At 69.5% G+C, this 19,566-nt stretch carries 22 protein-coding genes and 2 pseudogenes; 14 read left to right on the top strand and 10 right to left on the bottom strand.

Going from position 1 to position 19,566, the window contains the following annotated elements:
• The coding region (locus I53_RS20395; RefSeq protein WP_051044922.1) for an antibiotic biosynthesis monooxygenase at window positions 1–789 on the bottom strand (789 nt) is incomplete at its 3' end.
• Window positions 790–1,840: 1,051 nt separating this feature from the next.
• Between I53_RS20395 and I53_RS20390 the strand changes: the two genes are divergently transcribed.
• Together I53_RS20390 and I53_RS20385 are read left to right on the top strand one after the other, a co-directional pair.
• Entirely contained in the window at window positions 1,841–2,323 is a 483-nt protein-coding gene (locus tag I53_RS20390; protein ID WP_043354062.1) for a nucleoside deaminase, read from the top strand.
• Between the two features lie 86 nt (window positions 2,324–2,409).
• Window positions 2,410–3,822 carry an FAD-binding oxidoreductase gene (locus I53_RS20385; protein WP_043354073.1) on the top strand — a complete coding sequence of 471 codons (1,413 nt, stop codon included), beginning with the start codon at window positions 2,410–2,412 and terminating at the stop codon, window positions 3,820–3,822.
• A 14-nt stretch (window positions 3,823–3,836) separates the two neighbouring features.
• On the opposite strand, the gene I53_RS20380 is transcribed toward I53_RS20385, so the two are convergent.
• Window positions 3,837–5,534, bottom strand: coding sequence for a dihydroxy-acid dehydratase (locus tag I53_RS20380; protein WP_043354060.1), 1,698 nt, complete (start codon window positions 5,532–5,534; stop codon window positions 3,837–3,839).
• A gap of 221 nt (window positions 5,535–5,755) precedes the next feature.
• Here I53_RS20380 and I53_RS34125 point away from each other — a divergent pair, with 221 nt between their 5' ends.
• Window positions 5,756–5,950, top strand: coding sequence for a hypothetical protein (locus tag I53_RS34125; RefSeq protein ID WP_187294388.1), 195 nt, complete (start codon window positions 5,756–5,758; stop codon window positions 5,948–5,950).
• Between the two features lie 85 nt (window positions 5,951–6,035).
• On the opposite strand, the pseudogene I53_RS35315 reads toward I53_RS34125, so the two are convergent.
• Both I53_RS35315 and I53_RS35310 read right to left on the bottom strand, forming a co-directional pair.
• Window positions 6,036–6,185 (bottom strand): annotated as a pseudogene (locus tag I53_RS35315) (substrate-binding domain-containing protein); the annotation flags it as partial.
• A 27-nt stretch (window positions 6,186–6,212) separates the two neighbouring features.
• A complete protein-coding gene (locus tag I53_RS35310) occupies window positions 6,213–6,542 on the bottom strand; it encodes a substrate-binding domain-containing protein (protein WP_251982385.1) in 330 nt (109 codons plus the stop codon).
• On the opposite strand from I53_RS35310, the gene I53_RS35305 reads away from it, so the two are divergent.
• The 5 genes and pseudogenes from I53_RS35305 (at window position 6,528) to I53_RS20355 (ending at window position 11,203) form a co-directional block, all read left to right on the top strand.
• Window positions 6,528–6,800 (top strand): hypothetical protein, encoded by a 273-nt coding sequence (locus tag I53_RS35305; RefSeq protein ID WP_187294390.1) that lies wholly within the window; start codon window positions 6,528–6,530, stop codon window positions 6,798–6,800. The two genes, I53_RS35310 and I53_RS35305, sit on opposite strands and share 15 nt — an antisense overlap.
• Window positions 6,801–6,882: 82 nt before the next feature.
• Entirely contained in the window at window positions 6,883–7,431 is a 549-nt protein-coding gene (locus tag I53_RS35300; protein WP_187294389.1) for a fructose-specific PTS transporter subunit EIIC, read from the top strand.
• 67 nt (window positions 7,432–7,498) lie between these two features.
• Window positions 7,499–8,984 (top strand): annotated as a pseudogene (locus I53_RS20365) (carbohydrate porin).
• Between the two features lie 579 nt (window positions 8,985–9,563).
• Window positions 9,564–10,853 carry an AraC family transcriptional regulator gene (locus I53_RS20360; RefSeq protein WP_083936109.1) on the top strand — a complete coding sequence of 430 codons (1,290 nt, stop codon included), beginning with the start codon at window positions 9,564–9,566 and terminating at the stop codon, window positions 10,851–10,853.
• Window positions 10,850–11,203, top strand: a complete 354-nt coding sequence (locus I53_RS20355; RefSeq protein ID WP_236961854.1) for a GCG_CRPN prefix-to-repeats domain-containing protein — start codon at window positions 10,850–10,852, stop codon at window positions 11,201–11,203. Before I53_RS20360 ends, I53_RS20355 begins: the two co-directional genes overlap by 4 nt.
• A gap of 82 nt (window positions 11,204–11,285) precedes the next feature.
• On the opposite strand, the gene I53_RS20350 is transcribed toward I53_RS20355, so the two are convergent.
• Window positions 11,286–11,711 (bottom strand): hypothetical protein, encoded by a 426-nt coding sequence (locus I53_RS20350; protein WP_043354070.1) that lies wholly within the window; start codon window positions 11,709–11,711, stop codon window positions 11,286–11,288.
• 114 nt (window positions 11,712–11,825) lie between these two features.
• On the bottom strand, window positions 11,826–12,221 hold the full coding sequence (locus I53_RS20345) for a hypothetical protein (RefSeq protein WP_043354058.1): 396 nt from the start codon (window positions 12,219–12,221) through the stop codon (window positions 11,826–11,828).
• A 480-nt stretch (window positions 12,222–12,701) separates the two neighbouring features.
• On the opposite strand from I53_RS20345, the gene I53_RS20340 reads away from it, so the two are divergent.
• Together I53_RS20340 and I53_RS20335 are read left to right on the top strand one after the other, a co-directional pair.
• Window positions 12,702–13,226 (top strand): DUF892 family protein, encoded by a 525-nt coding sequence (locus tag I53_RS20340; RefSeq protein WP_043354056.1) that lies wholly within the window; start codon window positions 12,702–12,704, stop codon window positions 13,224–13,226.
• A 155-nt stretch (window positions 13,227–13,381) separates the two neighbouring features.
• On the top strand, window positions 13,382–13,969 hold the full coding sequence (locus I53_RS20335) for a hypothetical protein (RefSeq protein ID WP_251982384.1): 588 nt from the start codon (window positions 13,382–13,384) through the stop codon (window positions 13,967–13,969).
• 75 nt (window positions 13,970–14,044) lie between these two features.
• On the opposite strand, the gene I53_RS20330 is transcribed toward I53_RS20335, so the two are convergent.
• Together I53_RS20330 and I53_RS33445 are read right to left on the bottom strand one after the other, a co-directional pair.
• Window positions 14,045–15,352 carry a TAXI family TRAP transporter solute-binding subunit gene (locus I53_RS20330; RefSeq protein WP_051044921.1) on the bottom strand — a complete coding sequence of 436 codons (1,308 nt, stop codon included), beginning with the start codon at window positions 15,350–15,352 and terminating at the stop codon, window positions 14,045–14,047.
• Window positions 15,353–15,527: 175 nt separating this feature from the next.
• Window positions 15,528–15,839: a hypothetical protein gene (locus I53_RS33445; RefSeq protein WP_148291206.1), complete on the bottom strand. Its 312-nt coding sequence runs from the start codon at window positions 15,837–15,839 to the stop codon at window positions 15,528–15,530.
• Window positions 15,840–16,210: 371 nt separating this feature from the next.
• On the opposite strand from I53_RS33445, the gene I53_RS30540 reads away from it, so the two are divergent.
• A complete protein-coding gene (locus tag I53_RS30540; protein ID WP_051044920.1) occupies window positions 16,211–16,609 on the top strand; it encodes a hypothetical protein in 399 nt (132 codons plus the stop codon).
• Window positions 16,610–16,954, top strand: coding sequence for a hypothetical protein (locus I53_RS30535; protein ID WP_051044919.1), 345 nt, complete (start codon window positions 16,610–16,612; stop codon window positions 16,952–16,954).
• A 588-nt stretch (window positions 16,955–17,542) separates the two neighbouring features.
• On the opposite strand, the gene hpxZ is transcribed toward I53_RS30535, so the two are convergent.
• Together hpxZ and I53_RS20305 are read right to left on the bottom strand one after the other, a co-directional pair.
• Window positions 17,543–17,941 carry an oxalurate catabolism protein HpxZ gene (gene hpxZ / locus I53_RS20310; protein WP_187294387.1) on the bottom strand — a complete coding sequence of 133 codons (399 nt, stop codon included), beginning with the start codon at window positions 17,939–17,941 and terminating at the stop codon, window positions 17,543–17,545.
• Window positions 17,942–18,124, bottom strand: a complete 183-nt coding sequence (locus I53_RS20305; protein ID WP_043354051.1) for a hypothetical protein — start codon at window positions 18,122–18,124, stop codon at window positions 17,942–17,944. It lies immediately after the preceding gene.
• A 7-nt stretch (window positions 18,125–18,131) separates the two neighbouring features.
• Between I53_RS20305 and I53_RS20300 the strand changes: the two genes are divergently transcribed.
• Both I53_RS20300 and I53_RS20295 read left to right on the top strand, forming a co-directional pair.
• Window positions 18,132–18,542, top strand: coding sequence for a hypothetical protein (locus I53_RS20300; protein WP_043354067.1), 411 nt, complete (start codon window positions 18,132–18,134; stop codon window positions 18,540–18,542).
• Window positions 18,543–18,680: 138 nt separating this feature from the next.
• Window positions 18,681–19,566: lysozyme inhibitor LprI family protein (locus I53_RS20295; protein ID WP_251982383.1), on the top strand; the 886-nt coding region annotated here is incomplete at its 3' end.

The raw sequence follows: 19,566 nt of genomic DNA, 5'->3' as shown, positions 1-19,566 counted from the left end.
GTTGCCGATGAACAGGCCGACCGGGAAATCCAGCTTCAGCATCCCGGAGAGGATCGGCGTGCCGACCAGGACCCCCCACAGGAACACGGTGGGGTAGAGCGTCAGCACGACGATCATGTTCATCTTCCACGCCGCGGGCGCCGGGCCTCCGGCCGGGGCGACGGTGCGGAACCATTGCTCGAAGCCGCTCTGCACCGTCCGCGTGTGGAATTCCGCGGTCAGCGGCGCCGCTTCGGCGACGAGGGCCCGCCGCTCGGGCGAGTCCATCCAGGTTTGCAGGTTCGCCTCGCCGTCGAAGCGCAGGATCGCGACGTAATCCTCCTGCACCCCCGGCACGGCCGGCTCGAACCGGTAGCCCTGCATGCCGGGCGCCTTCGACTGGGCGGCGGCGATCTTCTGCTCCCACTTGAGGTAGGCGGCCTCCAGGCCGGGCTTAACGCGGGTGCTGATCACCGCGCTGACCGGCGACGTGCGGGCTGCACTGGCATCGTCCTTGACGATATGGACGTCGTCGCGGCCCACGAGCATGGGCGTGGCGCCCTCGATCCGGGCCTGCCGCTCGGGCGAGGCCAGCCACGCCCGCGCCTGCTCCAGGCCGCTGAAGCGCTGCAGGATGACCCAATCCACCTGCAGCGGCGGCCGCGGCGGGATGAGCTGCTGCTCGATGAAGCCCGGAAAGGTCGCCACGACGGCATGGGTGTCGGACTGCCATCGGGCGAAGGCGTCGGCGCTCTCCGGCCGGATGGTCGTCTGCGTCACGATGGTGACGGACGTCGAGGCACCGCTCATGAACCGACGCACTTCCGTTGCACGACGCCCTGCCCTCGCCCGCTCGTGCGAAGCGGGGTGCGGCCCTCGGCGCTAAACCGAGCCACACCGCCGGGCGGATCGAAGCATCGGTTCGGGGACCATCACACCGCGACCGCGGCAGACTTGAAGAAGCCCGCCGCCCACGAAAGACGAGGAGGAACAGCCGAAGATTGGTCTCGCATCGCATAGCCGCCGTTCCGCCGGCGGCGTCGCTCTGCATGCTCCCATCAGCAAGCCGACACCAGTTAAAGTCAAGGCCTTGGCAGAAAAGGCCAATGTAAATATTGTAAATATAATACAATACAGGTATAGATCGTTTCTTGAAACAAAACATCGAAAGGATAGTTATATCTCGGGGACGCAGCCAGAATCGCCGGACTTTTTCCAGCGCGCCGGCGCCTCGCGTGCCGCAGGTCTGGGACGGAGCGACAACAAAAAGGCGGCGCGCTAGCCAAACGGACGAGGCGGAGGCGGAAATATTTTTTCTTGTTCCTGCGTCTCAGACCGAGCGCCATCCGACTTCGCAAACTCCACGGCGCGACTGCAACGCCTCGGATCTGCTGCAGGAACCGCGACCCCGGCGAATCTGATCGTCTATGCTTCAGATATTTATTGCATTCGTGAATATTTACAATTCAATTTCGATCGATGTCTTGACGGCGTTGACGCGTCTCGCGGTGCCATGTCTAGTCAGATCGTCGTCGGATCATGACCATCCGGTATTGGCGAACGGACATGCGCTTCACGGGACGCACGGCCTTGGCGGGACGACCTGATCTGCGAGAACCATCGCGGCGGATGCGGGCGCGGCTCGATCCCGCCCCCCCCCCGCAACCTGCGCCGTTTCATCGACCCACGAGACCATCTGTCCCGAACCGAAGGCGATGCCGGTCTCCGAGGCAGGATTCTTGATCATACGGCGCCAAGTTCAAATCCGTTGATCGACGATCATACCCCCGGACATCGACAAGAACATCGACGCAGATCATAGTCGCACTTGGCCTGAAAACATGACGATGCAGAGGATTCGATGACCGAAAAACACGAACAGTTCATGGCCCGCGCGATCGCGCTGTCGGAGAAGACGTCGCTGGTCGACAGTGCCGGCGGCGTGTTCGGCTGCGTGATCGTCCAAGACGGTGAGATCATCGCGGAGGGCGCCAATCGCGTCGTCGCCGAGAACGATCCGACGTGGCACGGGGAGATCGAGGCCATCCGCAAGGCCTGCAAGTCGCAGGGTACCTTCAAGCTGCGGGACGCGACGCTCTATACCAGCGCCGAGCCTTGCCCGATGTGCATGGCGGCCGCGTATTGGGCCGGGATCAAAAATGTCTACTATGCGGCTCAGGTCGAGGACGCGCTCGAATACGGCGGCTTCGACGACAGCATGATCTACGCCGAGCTCAAGAAGGATGTCGGGGAGCGCTCGATCCCGACCCAGCAGATCATGCGCGAAGAAGCCGTGGAGGTGTGGAAGAAATACGCCCAGAAGGCGGACCGCGTCCCCTATTGAGGGCCGGGCCGGGCGACCGACCGCAACCTTGAACCCGCTCGGGCAGATCGGTCCGGGCGGGTTCCTCGCTCGTGCAGGGCTTGGCCATGAATGCTGAGGATCTGAGGACGCTCTGCAAGGGTCCCGTCATCGACGCGGGCGATGCGCAGTTCCGGGACGCCCTTCATGGGAATCTGTGGAACCGGCTGATCCCGGACCGGGCGCCGCGCATGATCGTGAAGGTGGCCGACGAGGACGACATCATCGCCACCGTGAAGTTCGCCCGCGCGCATGGCCTCAAGGTGATCGTCCGCGGCGGCGGCCACAACTGGTGCCAGCCGACGCTGCGCAACGGCGGCATCCTGATCGACCTCGAACGCCTCAACAGGATCCTCTCGATCGATGTCGAGCATCGCAGGGCGGTCATCCAGCCCATCCTCAGCAATCGCGAGATCCAGACGGCGCTCAACGCCCACGGGCTCGCCTTTCCGACCGGCCATTGTCCGCAGGTCAAGGCCAGCGGCTACTTCCTCGGTGGCGGCATGGCCTGGAACCCCACGGTCTGGGGATACGGCACCGAGAGCCTGGAGGCGATCGAACTCGTCACGGCCGAAGGCGCGCTGATCCGGGCGAGCGAGTCCGAGAACGCGGATTTCTTCTGGGCCGCACGCGGCGCAGGCTCGGGTTTCTTCGGCATCGTCACGAAATACTTTCTGAAACTTCACCCGCTGCCGAAGGCGATTCATGGCAGTCAGTCCTTCTATCGGCTCGCGGATGCCCCGGCTGTCGGCACCTGGCTGGGGCAGGCCGCACCGGCGATCTCGCCCAGCGTCGAGCTGACCCTGTTCCTCGTCCAGGCCCCGCCCGCGCTGGCGGACAGGGCGGCCGGCAGCAACGGCTGGGTCTGCATGGTCACCGCGACCGCCTTCGAGGACGATCCGGAAGCGGCCCGGCGCGCCTTGCAGCCGCTGGACGATGCGCCGGTCGAGCCGCTGTCGCGTTCCCGGGTCGCGCCCCTCGATTTCGAGCAGCTCTTCGATGCCTCCGGCGCGCTTTTCCCGGAGGGCGTGCGATCCAGAGTCGAAGCCACCTATTCCGACCACTGCCCCGGCGCGGTGATGGCGGCCATCCTGCCGGCCTGGCAGCGGGCCCCCTCGGCGATCTCGGTGTTCCTGACGACGATCTTCTGCGGGCCCCATGTTCCGGGGCCGCAACGGGACATGGCGCGCTCGATCACCTCCAAGATCTATGGCGGCCCCTGGACGATGTGGCACGATGCGGATGCCGACGCCGTCAATGCCGAATGGCATCGGGCGGTGACCGCCGTCTTGAAACCGTTCAACGTCGGGTACTACATCGGCGAGACCAACACGGTCGAACAGCCCGAGATCGTCGCCCAGGCCTTCACGCCCGAGAAGTGGCGGAGGCTGTGCGACCTGCGCGACAGGTACGATCCGGACCGCGTCTTCTTCGATTATTTCGACGGCCTCACCGCCGAGCCGAGTCAAGAGGTCGGATAGGATCGGACGAGGCCCTAGGCGTCGACCTGCGTCAGGAAGTCGAAGTCGCAGCCGTGCGGGGCCTGCGTGACGGTGCGGCGGTAGAGGGCCTTGTAGCCCCGGGCCGGGGCCGGAGGCGGCCGGTGGTCAGCGAGCCTGCGGGCGATCTCGTCGGCCTCGACCAGCAGGTCGACCCGCCTGTCCCGGATCGACAGGCGGATCCGGTCGCCGTCGCGCACCGCCGCCAGCGGTCCGCCCACCGCCGCCTCGGGCGCCACGTGCAGGACGATCGAGCCGAACGCCGTACCGGACATCCGGGCGTCGGAGATCCGCACCATGTCCGTCACTCCCGCCCGGGCGAGCTTCTTCGGGATCGGCAGATACCCGGCCTCCGGCATGCCGGCGGCGTGGGGACCGGCGTTCTGCAGCACGAGGATATCGCCCGGCTCGACGTCGAGGTCGGGATCGTCGATGCGGGCGGAGAGATCCTCCAGGCCGGTGAACACCACCGCCCGACCCTCGGATTCGAACAGCGCCGGGGTCGCGGCCGCGCGCTTGAAGATCGCTCCGTCCGGGGCGAGGCTGCCCGACAGGGCGACCAACCCGCCCACGGCCGAGACCGGCTCGGCGAAGGGGCGGATCACCGTGCGGTCGACCCAGCCGGCGGGCTCGTCGAGGCGCTCGGCGAGGGTGCGGCCCTCCACATCGACGGTGTCGAGGTGCAGGAGCGGCCGCAGCTCGCGCAACAGCGCCCCCATGCCGCCGGCGGCATGGAAATCCTCCATGTACCCCTGACCCACGGGCTTGAGATCGACCAGAACCGGTGTCTCGTCCGAGATCTGGTTGAAGCGCTCGGGGGAGACCCGGATGCCGAGCCGCCCGGCGATCGCCGTGAGATGCACGATGGCGTTGGTCGAGCCCGAGACCGCCATCAGCACCCGGATCGCGTTCTCGACCGACTTCTCGGTGATGACCTGGGAGGGCCTGATCTTCGTCTCGATGAGACGCACGGCGGCCCGGCCGGTCTCCTCGGCGGCCACCAGCCGGTCGGAATGCACCGCGGGGATCGCCGCGGTGCCGGGCAGCGACAGGCCCAGCGCCTCGGCGATGCACGCCATGGTCGAGGCCGTGCCCATCACCGCGCAGGTGCCCTGCGTGACCGAGAGCCGTCCCTCGACTTCGGCGATCTCCTCCGCATCGACGGTGCCGGCCCGGTACTTGGCCCAGAAGCCCCGGCAATCCGTGCAGGCGCCGAGCCTCTGCCCGCGGTGGCGCCCGGTGGACATCGGCCCGGTGACGAGCTGGATCGCCGGCAGGTCGGCGGAAGCCGCCCCCATGAGCTGGGCCGGCACGGTCTTGTCGCAGCCGCCGATCAGCACGACCGCGTCCATGGGCTGGGCCCCGATCATCTCCTCGGTGTCCATGGCCATCAGGTTGCGATACATCATGCTGGTCGGATTGAGGAAAACCTCGCCGAGCGACACGGTGGGGAAGGGCCGCGGCAGGGCGCCGGCCGCCAGCACGCCGCGGGAGACCGCCTCCACCAGCTCGGGCATGCCCCGGTGGCAGTTGTTGAAGCCCGACGGCGTCATCGCGATGCCGACCACCGGCTTGTTCAGGAGTCCGACCGAGATGCCCATGGAGCGGGCGAAGGACCGGCGCAGGTAGCGCGCGAAGTCGCGGTCGCCGTAATTGGTCAAGCCGCGATCGAGGCCGTGCGGTTCGTCGGTCATCGTCGGATCCTGTTTCGAAGGCGCGGATGTCTGCGGTGTCGTCCCGGGCCTCGGGCACCCTGTCGGTCATGCCCTTCGCGACCGGAGACCGTGCCGGCCGTCGGAGCCTTCGCGCAGCCGATCCGGCCGGGCGCGGCCCGGCATCCGGAGGTGCGCGCCGAAGCCTTCGGCAGGTGGACCGGGACCGCTCGTCCGGACCGGGCCCGGCGGGAGGCTACCGCATGGCGTTTGCCCTGGGTAGCCGGAAGACCCGCTTCGGGCGCTGCCCGGCGCGGGCCGGCGACCCAACGCCCCGCGCGGCCGGAACCGGTGGCGTGTTCCGCCCGGCAGACACCCCGATCCGCCGCGCCGCGCGCGCGCATTGGCAGACCGTCACCGTGTCCCAGTCGAACCGCGCGGGACGAGACAGCCGCTGAGGACCACGCGCCGGACCGGCTGACCCGGCCTCTCGATCCGCTCGAACAACAGGCGCATCGCCTGGGTGCCGATCTCGGCGACCGGTTACTCGATCACGGTGAGGCCCGGTTCGGCGAGTTCGGTCCACGGCTCGTTGTCGAAGCCGGCGAGCGCGAGATCCCGCGGGAGCGCGAGATTCAGGGAACGGGCCGCCCGCACGGCCCCCATCAGGATGAGCCCGTTCGAGACCACGAGCGCCTCCGGCCTGTCGGGCTCCTGGTATTAGCGCGTGGCCTCCGCCATCGCCGCGGCCGCGTTCGGGGGCACGCTGCGGATCTGCGGCGCCAAGCCGTGCCGCCCCATCGCCTCCAGATAGCCGGCACGGCGCTCCTGCGCGGTCGAACTCGTCGAGCCAAACAGGCCGCCGATCCGCCAGTAGCCCTGGGCCGCCAGATGATCGACGAGGGTCGCGCAGGCCGCCACGTTGTCGAGGACGACGCTGTCGTAAGCCCCCGGCGGTCCGGCCCGGTCGATCAGCACCACCGGGAAATCGAACCGGCGCGCGCCGAGCCCCCCGGGGTCGGCGGGATCGACGCCATGGCGCCGGATCACGCGGGAACCCTGGGCTACGCCCTCGGGCAGATCGGCGCCAAGGCGGCCTTCGCGCTGATCGTCCCGGCGCTCGCCGGCTACATCGCCTACTCGATCGCCGACCGGCCCGGGATCGCCCCCGGCATGATCGGCGGCATACTGGCGGCCAATCTCCAGGCCGGCTTCCTCGGCGGCATCGCGGCCGGGTTCATCGCCGGCTACCACCGCCCGCTTCCTCAACACGCATATCCGGCTGCCCAGGAACCTCTAGGGCTCTAGCCGGTCCTGATCCTGCCGCTCCTTGGCACCACGATCACCGGCCTCCTGATGATCTACGTGGTCGGCCGTCCCGGTCGCGGCGGTGCTGTCGGCGCTCACGACCTGTCTCAAGGGCATGCAGGGGGCGAGCGCCCTGGTGCTCGGGCTCGTCCTCGGCGGCATGATGGCGGTCGACATGGGCGGCCCGATCAACAAGGCCGCCTACGCCTCGGCGGCCGCCCTGCTCTCCTCCGGCGTCGACGCGCCCATGGCGGCGGTGATGCTCGGCGGGATGACCCCGCCGCTGGGCCTCGCCTTGGCGACCCGCCGGTTCCCGGCCCGCTTCACGCAAGCCGAGCGCGAGGCCGGCGGCGCCGCCGCCGTGCTGGGGGCGGCCTTCATCACCGAGGGGGCGATCCCCTTCGCGGCGGCCGACCCCCTCCGGGTGATCCCGTCTCTGGTCGCGGGGTCCGCGGTGGCGGGCGCCCTGGCGCTCACCCTCGGCGTGACCCTGAAGGTGCCGCATGGCGGCCTGTTCGTCCTGCCGATCCCGAACGCCGTCACGAACCTGCCGGGCGCCGTCCTGGCGCTCGCCGCCGGCACCCTGGTCACCGCGCTCACGGTGGGCCTCATCAAGAAGCGCCCAGGCTGAGGCCCCGATCCGGAGCCCGGCGCACGACCGGGCCCGGACACCACGGAGCGTCACGGGGGGATCCGTCATGAAGGGTTTGGCGATGCGCGCCGCGCTCGCGTTGGGCTTGGCGCTGCCGCAGCCCGGATGGAGCCAGGAGGCGGGGGCCGGCCGCGCCGTGCCGGCCACGGCCGTCGGCCCGGTGCTGCGGCGCCGGGCCAGCCGCCCGCCGCCGCGATCGGAGGGCCCGGGCTCCGACGGGGCCGACAGCCCGGCCGGCGCCGCCGACACGCTCGGGCAGACCGCGACGCCGCCGACCCTGCCGCCCGGCACCCTGGATCTCGGCAACGGCCTCAGTCTCCTGGCCAATTACACCGGGCAAGGGGCGATCAAACCGGTCGGCGGCCTCCGGCAGGGCGCGGCTTATGCCGGCCAGCTCGTCCTCGGCATCGACGGCGACCTGCAGCGCCTCGCCGGGATCGAGGGCGGCGCATTCCACGTGGCGGTGACGAACCGGCACGGACGCAGCCTGTCGAACGATGTCATCGGCAACAACACCAGCGTGCAGGAGATCTACGGCGGCGGCCAGACCACCCGGCTGACGCTGCTCTCCTACCAGCAGAAGCTGTTCGACAATCGTCTCGACGTCGAGGTCGGCCGCTTGGTCGCCAATATCAGCTTCCTGAATTCGCCGCTCTATTGCAACTTCCAGTCTAATTCAGACTGCGGCAACCCGACCTTCGTGTTCAAGACCTCGAACTTCACCTTCTGGCCGGTCTCCAGCTGGAGAGCGCATGCCAGGGCGTGGCTCACCGACACGACGTTTTTCCATGTCGGCGCCTACGAGGTGAACCCGCGGCATCAGCAGCCGGGCGACAACGGCCTCGACTTCTCGCTCGAGGGCGCGACGGGCGCCATCGTGCCGTTCGAACTCGGCTACACGACCACCTTCGCCAACGACGTGCTGCCCCGCAATTACGGGATCGGCGGCTGGTACGATGCCTCGGATTACGCCGATCCGGTGCGCGACGTGACCGGGCAGCCCGCGGTGCTCACCGGCCTGCCGGCGATGACCCGGTTCGGCCGCTCGGGTGTCTACGCCCGGTTCGACCAGATGGTGTGGCGGCCGGATCCGAAGGCGATCCAGGGCCTGACGCTGTTCGGCGTCGCGATGGCCGGCACCTCGGGCCGGCTCGTCGAGGACCACTTCCTGGAGATCGGCGCCCTGCAGACCGGCACCTTCGCGGGCCGGCCGTTCGACACGGTCGGCTTCGTCATCAACACACAGGCCTTCAGCCGGCTCGCCCTGTCCAACATCGCCCTGGCGCAGGGCACGCTCGGCCTGTTCCGCAAGATCCCGACACAGCAGGTGATGATGGAGCTGAACTACGGCATCCATCCAGGTCAATCCGGCGATCCGGCTGACGCTGAACCTGCAATACATCGTCGATCCGGACCAGACCCGGTTCCCATTCTACCGCAAGACCATCCCCGACGCCTTCGTGGTCGGCGCCAAGCTGTCGATCGATCTGTTCACCCTGGCGGGGCTCGCGCGCGGTCCCGGCAGCCGGTGACCGCCGGCCGGGTGTCCCGGTCGGCCCAGCATCGCGCAGGCCGGCGGCGTCTGGGCCCGGCAGGTTCTCCGGCGCGCGCATGTCGATCCCGCGGGCCGCGATGTCGGTGTTTCCAGGCGGGATAGGGCTGCATCACGCCCGTCGGCTTGTCCGTCGACTTGTCCGTCGCCTTGCCCGTCGTCCCGCCGGTGAGCGCGATGGCCTGCGGGCCGAGGCGTGGCTGCGGGTGGAGGCGCGGCGCCGGGTCGGCATCGCCCCGCGCGAGGCCGCCCGCCGTTCCCGGTCCGTCACCCGGATCTCGGCCGCGTTGTTCTCCGGAGAGGGCGGGAGCCAGGCCTTCCCCGCCGCCGTGCACCACGCCGCGCCGTGCGCGACATGGCCGGAGCCGCAGATACCGACACACGATTGCGAAAACGCCGATCGACCACCTGTGCCCGGACAAAACCCTTCATGAATACTGCATTTTAGTTGCATATTCAAAACATGTCACAGATTTTTGGACAATATTGATCCAGCGCAATGCCGCCGGGAGGACAAGATTTTGAATTGAGCCCGAATTGGAGAAATGGGATTTGTGCAATGACCAGTCGCCTCGCTCTCGCGTGCGAAGACTCTTGTGACAGTCTCGAATTCTTCCACCCATCGGATGCGGATCTTTCCCCCGCTGTCGAAACCATTCATGGCGGCGTCGCGAGCGCGACCCGTGCCGCTCTCCGGGAACTCGGCGCCGATCCCGTCCACATCCTGCGCGAGGCCGGTTGCGATCGCTGGGCGTCCGGAGACGATGCCAGCCCGATCTCGAACGCCGCGCTCGGCCGCGTGCTCCAGTTGGGGGCGAACCGCACGCGGTGCGGCCATCTCGGCCTGCTGGTGGGGCAGCGCATTGCCCTCGCCCAGCTCGGGCCCAGCAACATCCTGATCCGGAACGCGGCGACCATCGGCGACGCCCTCCATGTGCTGGAGACCCGGCCCTGGGCCTGGACCTGCGGCTCGGCGGTCCGACTCTTCGTCGAGGCCGACTTGGCGCTGCTTCATTACTTTCCCTACGAGACTGGCGCGACGGCAGTGGGCCTGCAGGCGGAGGGGGCGCTCGCCACCGTCGTCAATATCGTGCGCGCCCTGTGCGGCGCCCGCTGGTCCCCGTCGGAGCTTCTGCTGCCGCGGGCACCGCCGGAGCAGACCGATCCCTATTGGCACTTCTTCCGCGCGCCCGTCAGGTTCGATCAGGAATGGGCGGCCCTCGCCTTTCCGGCGCGCCTTCTGGAGCAACCGGTCCCGGGCGCAGATCGGACGGCACACCGGATCGCCGAAGGCCGCATCCGACAGGTCGGGGCGGCAGCTCCGCTCCCGATGTCGGACCGGTTGCGGCGGCTGCTCCGCGCGGAGTTCATCCAGGATCCGTGGTCCGGCCAAGCCGTCGCGCGCCATCTGGCGGTGCATCGGCGCACCCTCAGCCGCCGCCTGAGGGCCGAAGGCACGAGCTTCCGGTCGGTGGCCACCCAGATCCGGTTCGAGACGGCGCAGCAGCTCCTGGCCGATACCAACATGACGCTGGCGCAGATCTCGGCCTGTCTGGGCTTTTCCGAAGCCGCCGCCTTCACGCACGCGTTCAGACGCTGGTCCGGTACGACGCCGAGCATCTGGAGGCGTGGGAGCCGGCCTCCGGATGCGGCAGCCGATCCGGGGCCGCCCGATCCCGTACCCCTTCCTGAATGGACGGAACGGACCGGCCTTTCAGGCCGCCCTTGGGCGCCAAGGCCGCGATCGCCGGACGGCCGCTTTCCCATCGACGGCAGACAGCATTGGTCAATCGAGCACAAGAATCCGGATTGCATAGCATCACCCAGCGAATTCAGGAGATCCCGATGAAAGCGACACGGACCATCTCGCTCGCAGCCCTCACCCTGGCTGCCATGCTGGGCCTGCCTCCCATCGGCTCGGGCGGACTCGGCATTGCGGCCGCGCAGGCCGCCGGCGGCTGTGGGCCCGGATTTCATCGGGGCCCCTACGGCGCCTGCCGACCGAACGTCTCCGGCGCACCGGGCTACTACGGGCCCCGGGGTGGCGGCGTGTACGGATACCGCGGCGGCGCCCGCTACGGATACCGGGGCGGTGCCGTCTATCGGGGTGCGCGGGTGTATCGGGGGGGCCGCGTATACGGGGGCCGCGCCGTTTACGGACGGCGCGTCGGCGGGTTCCGGGGCGGCTTCCGCCGCTGACCGCGCCGGCCAGACTTAACCGCGCCGGCCGGACTTGGCTGCCCCGCAGCCTTGTCCGGCCGACGCAACCGGAGGTCGTGCCCTAATAGGCGCGGTAGACGGCCCGATGGACGCGAGCCGGAGGAACGTCGTAGCGCACGGAGGCCGGAATCCGCACGGCCACCGGGGCATTCGGGTCGAACGGCAAGATCGCGGCCCCGGCTGCGATGAAGCCCGCCAGGGCGCGGATATCGTCCGGCTGCCGCAGATCGCGCGCGATGCGGTCCGTCTCCCATTGAAGCCGCAGATTGCAGGCCCGTGACGGCAATCCGCCGACGGGGGTGCAGGCGTCATGACGCGCACAGGCGGCATCGAGCGCATCGACGGGCGGCAACGGGGCATTGCTGCCGAGGCCACAATAGTTGCCGTGAATGAGCGCCGCAGGCTGCTGCAAGCCGGACGGCTGCGCCAGGGCTGGTGTGCTCAGGCAGGCGGCGAGGAGGAGCGGGGCGACGATTCGGGAGGTCATGGCTTGGGCCGAACCCATTCTGGGGCCACTCTGCCGGGGCGGGCCGCCGGCTCGGGCCGGATGATCGGGGGTTGGGGGTCGGGGCCTGCCGGCCTCGACCCTCTCGCGGCAGGATCAATACGGGCGGCAGACGCCCGCATAGGCATCGTAATAGGCGTAGGGTCCGCAGCGGCCGTAGGTGGCACCGTATCCGGTGGCGGCGGCAGCGCCCACGGCAGCCGCGCCCAGGCCGTAGCCGTAGGGACGGACGCCGTAGCGGCCATATCCGTATCCGTATCGGCCAACCCCGCCGTAGCGGCCGACCGCGCCGTAGCGGCCGACCGCGCCGTAACGGCCGCGATAGCCCCCCCCCCCGCGATAGCCGCCGACCCGAACGCCCTGGACGCCGCCGGCGCGGAAACCACCGCCGCGGAAGCCTCCCCGGCCGCCGTAGAAGCCACGCGCTTCGGCCACCATGCCGCTCATGATCAGGGCGGCACAGGCCACCGACGCAATCTGCAGAGTTCTCATGGATGGTCTCCGTTCAGGAGAACGACCTGCCGAGGGGCGCCGGACACGAAGCCCTGCGGCCCCTCGGACACGTCTCGGCCGTACCGTACGCCGAGCTGCCGACGCCGCTTGATCCGCGGGGACTCGCGTGCCGGTGAACCGGCGCAGCCGCGTTGCGCCGCTCGGACCGCAGCGTTCCATCCTGCACGTCGCTTCCGTCCGGCGCCCAGGCGGCCCGAAGCCGTTGTCAATCGCGCCGGCGGCCGGTGTCTTCCCCGATCAAGCATGGGATCGCCGCGACTGCATAATGGGCCCTCCGCTTCGGTGCGGTGAGGCGAGGCAGGGAACTGACCTTGCGTGCCCGGTCAGGGCGCGACCGATCGGGCTTCCTGGCGGTCGGCGCGTTCCGCACATCCCGGCGATCGGAAGAACGCTGCCTCCGGTCCGCTCAAGGACGCGCGAAGCGGTCTCGGCATTTGAGAGATGCCTCGGTTGATCACGATGCAGCGTGAGGAGATGACCATGCCGATCAAGTCACCGAAGGAGCTTTTCGTGCGCATGTTGAGCGATGCGCGGCATCACGCGGAGCGCGCGACGAAGATTTACGAGGAGCTGGGCCAAGCCACGCAGGATCCGGCCATCCAAGAGGCGCTCCAGTCACGCGCCTTCATCCAAGAGAAGACGGTCAAGTCGCTCGATCGCTGCTTTCAGCTGATCGGCGAGAAACCGATTGCCTCCAACGGTCGGCTTCAAGAAGTCTTCCTCGAAGACTTCCGGCGCGAGCTGGCCGAGATCCAGGCCCCGGCCGCCAAGGCCCTGTTCATCCTGATCAAGGCCAATCACCTGATGCATCTGCGCATCGCCGAGTATGTCGCCCTCGTCGCCATGGCCGATGTGAGCGGTCACTTCGGGGTCGGCGTCCTGCTGGAGAGCTGCCTGGCGGACAAGATGGCCTTCACCGAGCGGACCCGTCGCCTGATCCGGCGGACGATCGAGAGCAAGCACGCCGTCAAGCTCGCGGCCTGACCCGCGGCCTGTCAGACCCCGGACCGGGCAGCCCGGTCCGGGGCTTCGGGTGCGCATGCGGAACCGGCCCATGGTCCACGCGCCCGGCGCGCGGACCATGGGCGCACGGGAGCCGCGGAGAACGAGCCATGCCCCCTGTCACGTCTCGAGAGGCGTTGGCGGCTGCCCCTGCCCCGCGGGAGCTGCCGGGTGCCGACGGGCGCGCAAAGTCCCGATCCCTGGGACGTCGGGCCGCCGCCGAAGCGAAGCGCTACCTGGCCTTCGCGATCTACCTGATCGTCGTTTTCGGTACCCTGATCCTGTTCAGCATCAACATCTACGCACGGGTCGATCAGGATATACCGCACTATCCGAGCTATCACTTCTACGCACTCGGGCTGATCAACGCCCTGGTCCTGGCCAAATTCATGCTGATCGCCGAGGCGGCGAAGCTCGGATCCCTCCGCCTCGGCCGGCGCATCACGCGCGGCCCCCTCGTCTACGGGATCCTGTATCGCTCCCTTCTGTTCACCGCCGTCCTGGTGGCGGCCTACGGACTCGAAGAGGTGCTGGTGGGGGCCTGGCACGGGAAGGCGCCGGGCGCCGTTCTTCCGGAGATGGCCGGCGGCCCGCGGGGCGTGCTCACTTTCGCCTGGGTGATGTTCGTGGCGCTGCTCCCGTATTTCGCCTACCGGGAGATCGGCCGCGTGCTGGGCGGCGGTCGCCTGCGCGTCCTGCTCCTCCGCACGCCGGCGGCGCGCTAGAGCGCCTTCACGGCTTCGGTCGCTCGATCGCCGGCCGCAGCCGGCCCGAGCCACCGCCCGGACCCGGGCCCGCCGTCAATGGGCGACCACGAGCGTCGGTGCGGACGGAAGCGCCGTCTCGGGGCCGAGGCTTGCGCGCCGGCGGTCGAGGGCGTCGCGCGCATGGGCCAGGGCCGTCGCGAAGGCCGACAGGCAGTCGGTGCTGACGGCCCCGGTGGTGCAGCCCAGCATCGCCGAGACGATCGCCCGGAATTCGCCCTCCAGGGCGGCGAGCTCCGTACGGTCGGCGCCGGGCGCCGCGTCGGCGATCTCGACCAGGCGCCGGACCGGGCGCCACTCCGCCTCCGATCGGCGCCGGGCCCAGCCCGCCGAGGCGGCGGCGAGGAGCGATCCGGCGAGGCTGATCACCACGCCGCCGAGATAGAGATATTGCTGGGCTTGGTCGAAGAAGCTCTGGTCCCCGTTGCTGAGATAGGACGCGACCCCCGGATGGACGGGCAGGATCGGGCTCTTGTCGTCCGGATCAGGCGCCTCGATCTGCGCGGCGAGCGGCGTCACGGCCGTGAGCTTGGCCTTTGTGGTCAGGATCGACCGGGCGATGGCGGCCGCGACGACGTTGGGCATCAGCTCCGAGGCGGCGAACCGATAGGTGACCGCCAGCGTCGTGACCGACTCGCTGGGCGTGGCGGGACGCGCCCGGAACGCCCCCATGGGCACGTCGATCGCCTCGAAGCCGGGGAACCGCTTGCCGATCGCCTCCGCCTCGTCGAGCGCGAGGATGCCCGGCGTGCCCTTCGTGGCGCGCGCGACGGCGGCGACCCCATCGACGATCTCGCCCGGCGCCATGGGACCGACCGCCAGGATGGCCGCCACCTTCTTCTGCCGGACGGCCTGGGCCAGCGCGTCGATCGGAAGAATGGCCCTGCCGACATCCTTGGCGGGGATGTTGAAGTAGCTCAGCACCATGTCGAGGACACGCGTGTTGGTGTCTTGCAGCGGCCCGGCCACGAGGCCGACGGTCTTGCCCGCCAGGTTGGCGACCGAGCTGACAGGGCTGTGCGGGGGCACGATCAAGGCGACCACGTCCCGGCGCAGGATGACGATGGTCTGTGCGTTGGCGGGTGCCCCCGCGTCGCTGCGCACGATGGCGAGATCGGTCCGGCGCTCCTCCAGAGCCTTGGCGCTCCCCGCGAGGTCGTCGACCCGCACGAGGTCGAGATTGACGCGGGGATGCTGCACCCGGGAGACGGACACGAAGGCTGTGATGAACCCGCTCGCCGTGCTGCCTGGGGGGCCGAGCGTGATGCGCAGGTTGGCGTGCGGCGACCAGACATGCGCAACCGCGAACGCGCCGGCGGCCACAAGCAGGATGGCGACGGCCACGAGCGCCCGGCTTCACCGGCCGGGCGGCCTTGCCGCGTGCCCCCGGCTTTCCGAATCCCTTCGGGCGGGGATCAAAGCGGAAGGCTTGGCATCCTGCATCGTGACCTCACACCGGGACTTCGGACCGGGATTTCGGACCGGGGGCGTGTCGCGCGGAGGCACCGCCCGGAACCGTTCAGCACGCCTCGCAGGCGCCCCCCTCCCCCGGGAGCCTGCGGTCGTTGCCGCGATCCCGCGGGTCCCGATGCCGCCTCTGCGTGCCCGGTTCGACGCCCGGCGGAGGATCGCTCACATCGAGGGGAGGCGTGGTGATCGCCTCGCGTTCGAGGCGGTTGAGCTGCGCCTCGCTGGGGATGGCGATGCCACCCTGCGCGAGGCGGATCTGCGCTTCCCCGCGGGTGGCCGCACCCGCGACTCCGCCGGGAAGGGCGAGCATCAGGAGGGCGGCCCCGGCCCGTGAAAACGGTGAAAACGGTGAAAACGTCATGGCGACCTCCTCGGCAGCCGCTGAACGGACGATACTCCGCTCACATAGCCCGTCTCGGCGGGCGCTCCTTGACCGAACCGGACAAGGACTGCGCTCACAGCGCGACGCGCGCCGTATTCGGCGATGTATCCTGGGATGCGACCCACGAAGTCCCGCGCGCGCCGAACGCCCGACCTGATGGAGAGCTCCATCCGAAGGCCGGGCGACAGGATCCCGGCCGAGGCACGGATCGGACGACCGGCAACCGTGACGGATGTCACCGGAACCGCCCGGCGCAGGCGCCCGATCTGAGCCGGCGCAAGCCGTTCGACGATGTGCGGCAGAGCATCATCCGACGACGGACAGATCCCACGGCCACCGCGAGCTAAAGCGTGTCCTATCCGACGGGCCGCTTCCGCGCCCTGGTCGACACCTTCGCGGTCGAATGCGCCCGCACGCGGGATCGCCAGGACGAGGCCCGGCGCCAGCAGGCGAACGAGTCCCGGTATCAGGAGGAAGACAGGCGGCGACGGCAGGAGGAGATGGATCGGCAATGGGCGGACGTCCGACGTCAGCGAGAGCAGGACGAACAGCGCCGTGCGGAGGAGGAGCGGCGCCAGCGTGAGCTGCGGCAGCGCACCACGGTCGGCAGCGCCTCCGGCTGGACGCTGAACTACTCGACCAACCTGCTCGAGATCTCACCGCGCGCCAACGACCAGTTCGATCCGCAGAAGCAGACCTATACGACGATCTGGCACTCGCGGATGCACGGCGAGCAGGTGGTGATGTAGGTGCAGGTTAGCCCGAACGAGCGTTGCGGGAGCGCGCAACAGTTCACCACGGAGCAGATCCGGCCGCGACGGGGCCAGATCTGCCGCGCGCAGGAGGTCAATACATCGCCGGTTCGCGCCGGGTTCGTGCTCGAAGGCCGCGGCACGGCTGTTGCTCAAGGCAGCTTCGACGACAGAAGCTTCTACGACTTCGCGACGATCCGGCGCGACGACCGCAGCACGATCACGAATATCGGGGGGCGTTTCCCGGCCGAGTTCAGCGATCTGTACCGTGCCGAACTGCTTCGCATGATGAACTCGATGCAGCTGCCCGGCCGGGACGTCTTCAACAATTGCTGCGGCTGAGAGCGATGAGCCGCCCGAGAAGCCGGAAGCAGGACAGATCGACCATACGCGCTCCCTTGCTCGCCCTCAATGCATGGGTCCACGCCGGCCTGATCGCGTCGATGGCGGTCCCGAGTTCACCCGCTCTGGCTGATGCCACTCAGAAGTGTCGGTCCGGGAACCCGGACATGCGCGTCAGCGGATGCAGCCGCCTCCTGGCCGAAGCCCGGACACCACGGCAGCGCGCGATCGCACTCGATGGGCGTTGCCGGGCGAACATCGACCGGGGTGCGTTTGCGGATGCCCCGGCGGATTGCAACAGCGCCATCCGGGCGGACGATCAGTACCCCTACGCCTTCCGCAATCGCGGGGTCGCATAGGCCGGCCTGCAGAACCCGACCGCCGCGATCGCCGACTTTAACCGGGACTGCTGCAAAAGCGGACGGCCTCCTGCCAAAACGTCTCAGCCGTTCAGCTCGTCGGCGCAATCGTCCGGAGGCGGACGCCTGCGTCCTGCTCACACGACCATCGACTGGCTGGCGGCAGAGACGCGCCGAGCGGCTGACCGAACCCAGATGTGTCCGGTCCTCCGCGCCCGGCGATCCTGCGTCACGTCCCGATCGGCAGGATGGACACGTGGGCGGACACCACCTTCCATCCGAGACCGGGCAAGCGCATCCAGGTCTGGCTCTGACGCCCGATGCCGGCCTTGCCGCGCGGCTTGAACTCCAGATTGACGGTGGCGAAGTCGCTCCCGAGCGTCAGGATCTCCAGCCGGATCCGTGCCTCCTTGGTGCCGCCCGGCGGCGGATCGGCCGCCACGCGGGCAGCGTGGATTTCGGCGAATCCGTAGCAGTTCTCGGCCAGCGCATAGCGGATCGTGTGCGGACTGTTCCAGAAGGTCGCGTCGAGGACGGCGACATCCTTCTCGATGAGCGCCTGCTCGTAGCGCTCGAACAAAGCCGCGATCTCGGCCACGATCTCCGGGCGGTTCACCGTCACGTCCATTCAACCCTCCAGGGCGACCGCCAGGCGGATCAGATCGAGGTCGGTCCCGCGCGCCCCGAGGATCGACAGGCCGACCGGCGCGCCATCGACGTGGGCGCCCGGCAGATTGACCTGCGGGACGCCGGTGAGGCCGCCGTGGCTCGTCAGGCAGGTCCACGGCGGAACGATGTGAGGACGCCCCATGGGATCGATGCGGACCGCGTTCGTCTATTCGGCCATCCTGTCGACGCTCTCGCTCCCGGCGGCCGCGGCGGAGACATGCCGCGACCATTACCGGAGCGAGGGGACGCCGATGCTTCAGGCCATCACCTACAAGACGTGGATGATCTTCCCCTCGGTCAGCCCCAAGGCCGCGTTCGACCGGGTGACGCGGGCGGTCCTGGCCGAAGGCTTCGTGGGCGTGCACGTCGAGAAGCAGCTCGGGACCCTGACGGCCCAGCAGGAGACATCCGGCTCGGGGCGACCGCAGACGCTGCGGGTCGTCGTGCGCAAGGCCGGGACGGGCAGCCGGGTCGACGCCCTCTTCATGGTGCAGGCCGGTCAGATCGGTCAGGACGTCGACCAGAACCTGTGCCGCGTCGTCGATGCCGCGGCGCAGTAGGGCCCGGATGGCGCGCGGCTGCGGGCGTCCGCCCGCACCCCGCGGCCTGTCACGGGGGAGCGGCGTGGCTCCGCGGCGCTGCCCGGGCGCGCGGTCCGGATGCGAGGTTCAGATGCGCCGTTCAGTGCGAGGCCGGCCGTGACGCGGCTCCTGGTGGCGGCCGTCGCCGCATCCCTCCTGGCGCCGTCTGCGGCCCGGGCGATCGACTGCCGTAGGGCGGCCAGCCCGCTCGAGCGCATGATCTGCGCCGACGCGGCGCTCCGGAAAGCCGATGCCGCCCTGGGTTCGGCCTATGCCGGCCTCCTGCACGGCACGGACGACGCCGAGATCCGGGCGATGCTGATCGCCAGCCAGAAGCGCTGGGTGGCGGCCCGGGACACGTGGCTCGGCGACCTGGACGCGGCCGACGCGCGCACCATCGTGCTGGGGGCGATCCGGGCCCGGACCGAGGACCTGTCCGGCCGCGCGAAGAGCGATCCGGCCCGGCCGCACTGGATCGCGGCGGCGCTGCGCCAGCGGGCCTTCGCGGCACGGTTCACCGGCGGCCCCTTCGCGGGGTTCGACACGGCCTGCTATTTCCTGCCCGTCGGGCAGGACCGGGTCTACGGCTGCTTCGGCAGCCGGCGCTTCCAGAACGGCGACCGGGTCTGCACGCTGTCCGACGACTGGGCGAGCGGGCACACCACCGAGACGCGCACGGTCGGGCGGGTCGTCGACGGCGCCGTGCGAACGGTCGCGACCTGCACGATCGGCGGGGGCGACGACGCGGAATGCCCGGGTCCCGAAAACCCCGCCGGCCGCTGGACGCGGCCTGCCGCCCCGGCGGCCGCGACTGCCAGCGCGACGACGGCGCCCGCAGGCCCTCGGGCCGTCCTCGATGTCGAGCTGGCCTCGGACGCCGAGGCCGAGACCTGGCTCTCGACCTGCCTGACAGACCCCACCTATCCGCCGCCCGACCCGGTTCCGGCGGCCGGGACGGAACCGGGGTCGCGCCCGCCGGCGCGCGCGGGCGACCCGAACGGAA

This window comes from Methylobacterium sp. B1 (genome assembly GCF_000333255.1).
In the GTDB taxonomy this organism is placed as follows: Bacteria; Pseudomonadota; Alphaproteobacteria; order Rhizobiales; family Beijerinckiaceae; genus Methylobacterium; species Methylobacterium fujisawaense.
The sequence above is the reverse complement of the archived record's forward strand: the minus strand, read 5'-3'. Positions and strand labels throughout refer to the sequence as shown.

Excerpts from the sequence above, each read along its gene's own strand:
- I53_RS20390 (WP_043354062.1), top strand. The coding sequence starts at position 1,841 with ATGACCGAAAAACACGAACAGTTCATGGCCCGCGCGATCGCGCTGTCG.
- I53_RS20385 (WP_043354073.1), top strand. The coding sequence starts at position 2,410 with ATGAATGCTGAGGATCTGAGGACGCTCTGCAAGGGTCCCGTCATCGAC.
- I53_RS20380 (WP_043354060.1), bottom strand. The coding sequence starts at position 5,534 with ATGACCGACGAACCGCACGGCCTCGATCGCGGCTTGACCAATTACGGC.
- I53_RS34125 (WP_187294388.1), top strand. The coding sequence starts at position 5,756 with ATGGCGTTTGCCCTGGGTAGCCGGAAGACCCGCTTCGGGCGCTGCCCG.
- I53_RS35305 (WP_187294390.1), top strand. The coding sequence starts at position 6,528 with ATGGCGCCGGATCACGCGGGAACCCTGGGCTACGCCCTCGGGCAGATC.
- I53_RS20360 (WP_083936109.1), top strand. The coding sequence starts at position 9,564 with ATGACCAGTCGCCTCGCTCTCGCGTGCGAAGACTCTTGTGACAGTCTC.
- I53_RS20355 (WP_236961854.1), top strand. The coding sequence starts at position 10,850 with ATGAAAGCGACACGGACCATCTCGCTCGCAGCCCTCACCCTGGCTGCC.
- I53_RS20350 (WP_043354070.1), bottom strand. The coding sequence starts at position 11,711 with ATGACCTCCCGAATCGTCGCCCCGCTCCTCCTCGCCGCCTGCCTGAGC.
- I53_RS20345 (WP_043354058.1), bottom strand. The coding sequence starts at position 12,221 with ATGAGAACTCTGCAGATTGCGTCGGTGGCCTGTGCCGCCCTGATCATG.
- I53_RS20340 (WP_043354056.1), top strand. The coding sequence starts at position 12,702 with ATGCAGCGTGAGGAGATGACCATGCCGATCAAGTCACCGAAGGAGCTT.
- I53_RS33445 (WP_148291206.1), bottom strand. The coding sequence starts at position 15,839 with ATGACGTTTTCACCGTTTTCACCGTTTTCACGGGCCGGGGCCGCCCTC.
- hpxZ (WP_187294387.1), bottom strand. The coding sequence starts at position 17,941 with ATGGACGTGACGGTGAACCGCCCGGAGATCGTGGCCGAGATCGCGGCT.
- I53_RS20305 (WP_043354051.1), bottom strand. The coding sequence starts at position 18,124 with ATGGGGCGTCCTCACATCGTTCCGCCGTGGACCTGCCTGACGAGCCAC.
- I53_RS20300 (WP_043354067.1), top strand. The coding sequence starts at position 18,132 with ATGCGGACCGCGTTCGTCTATTCGGCCATCCTGTCGACGCTCTCGCTC.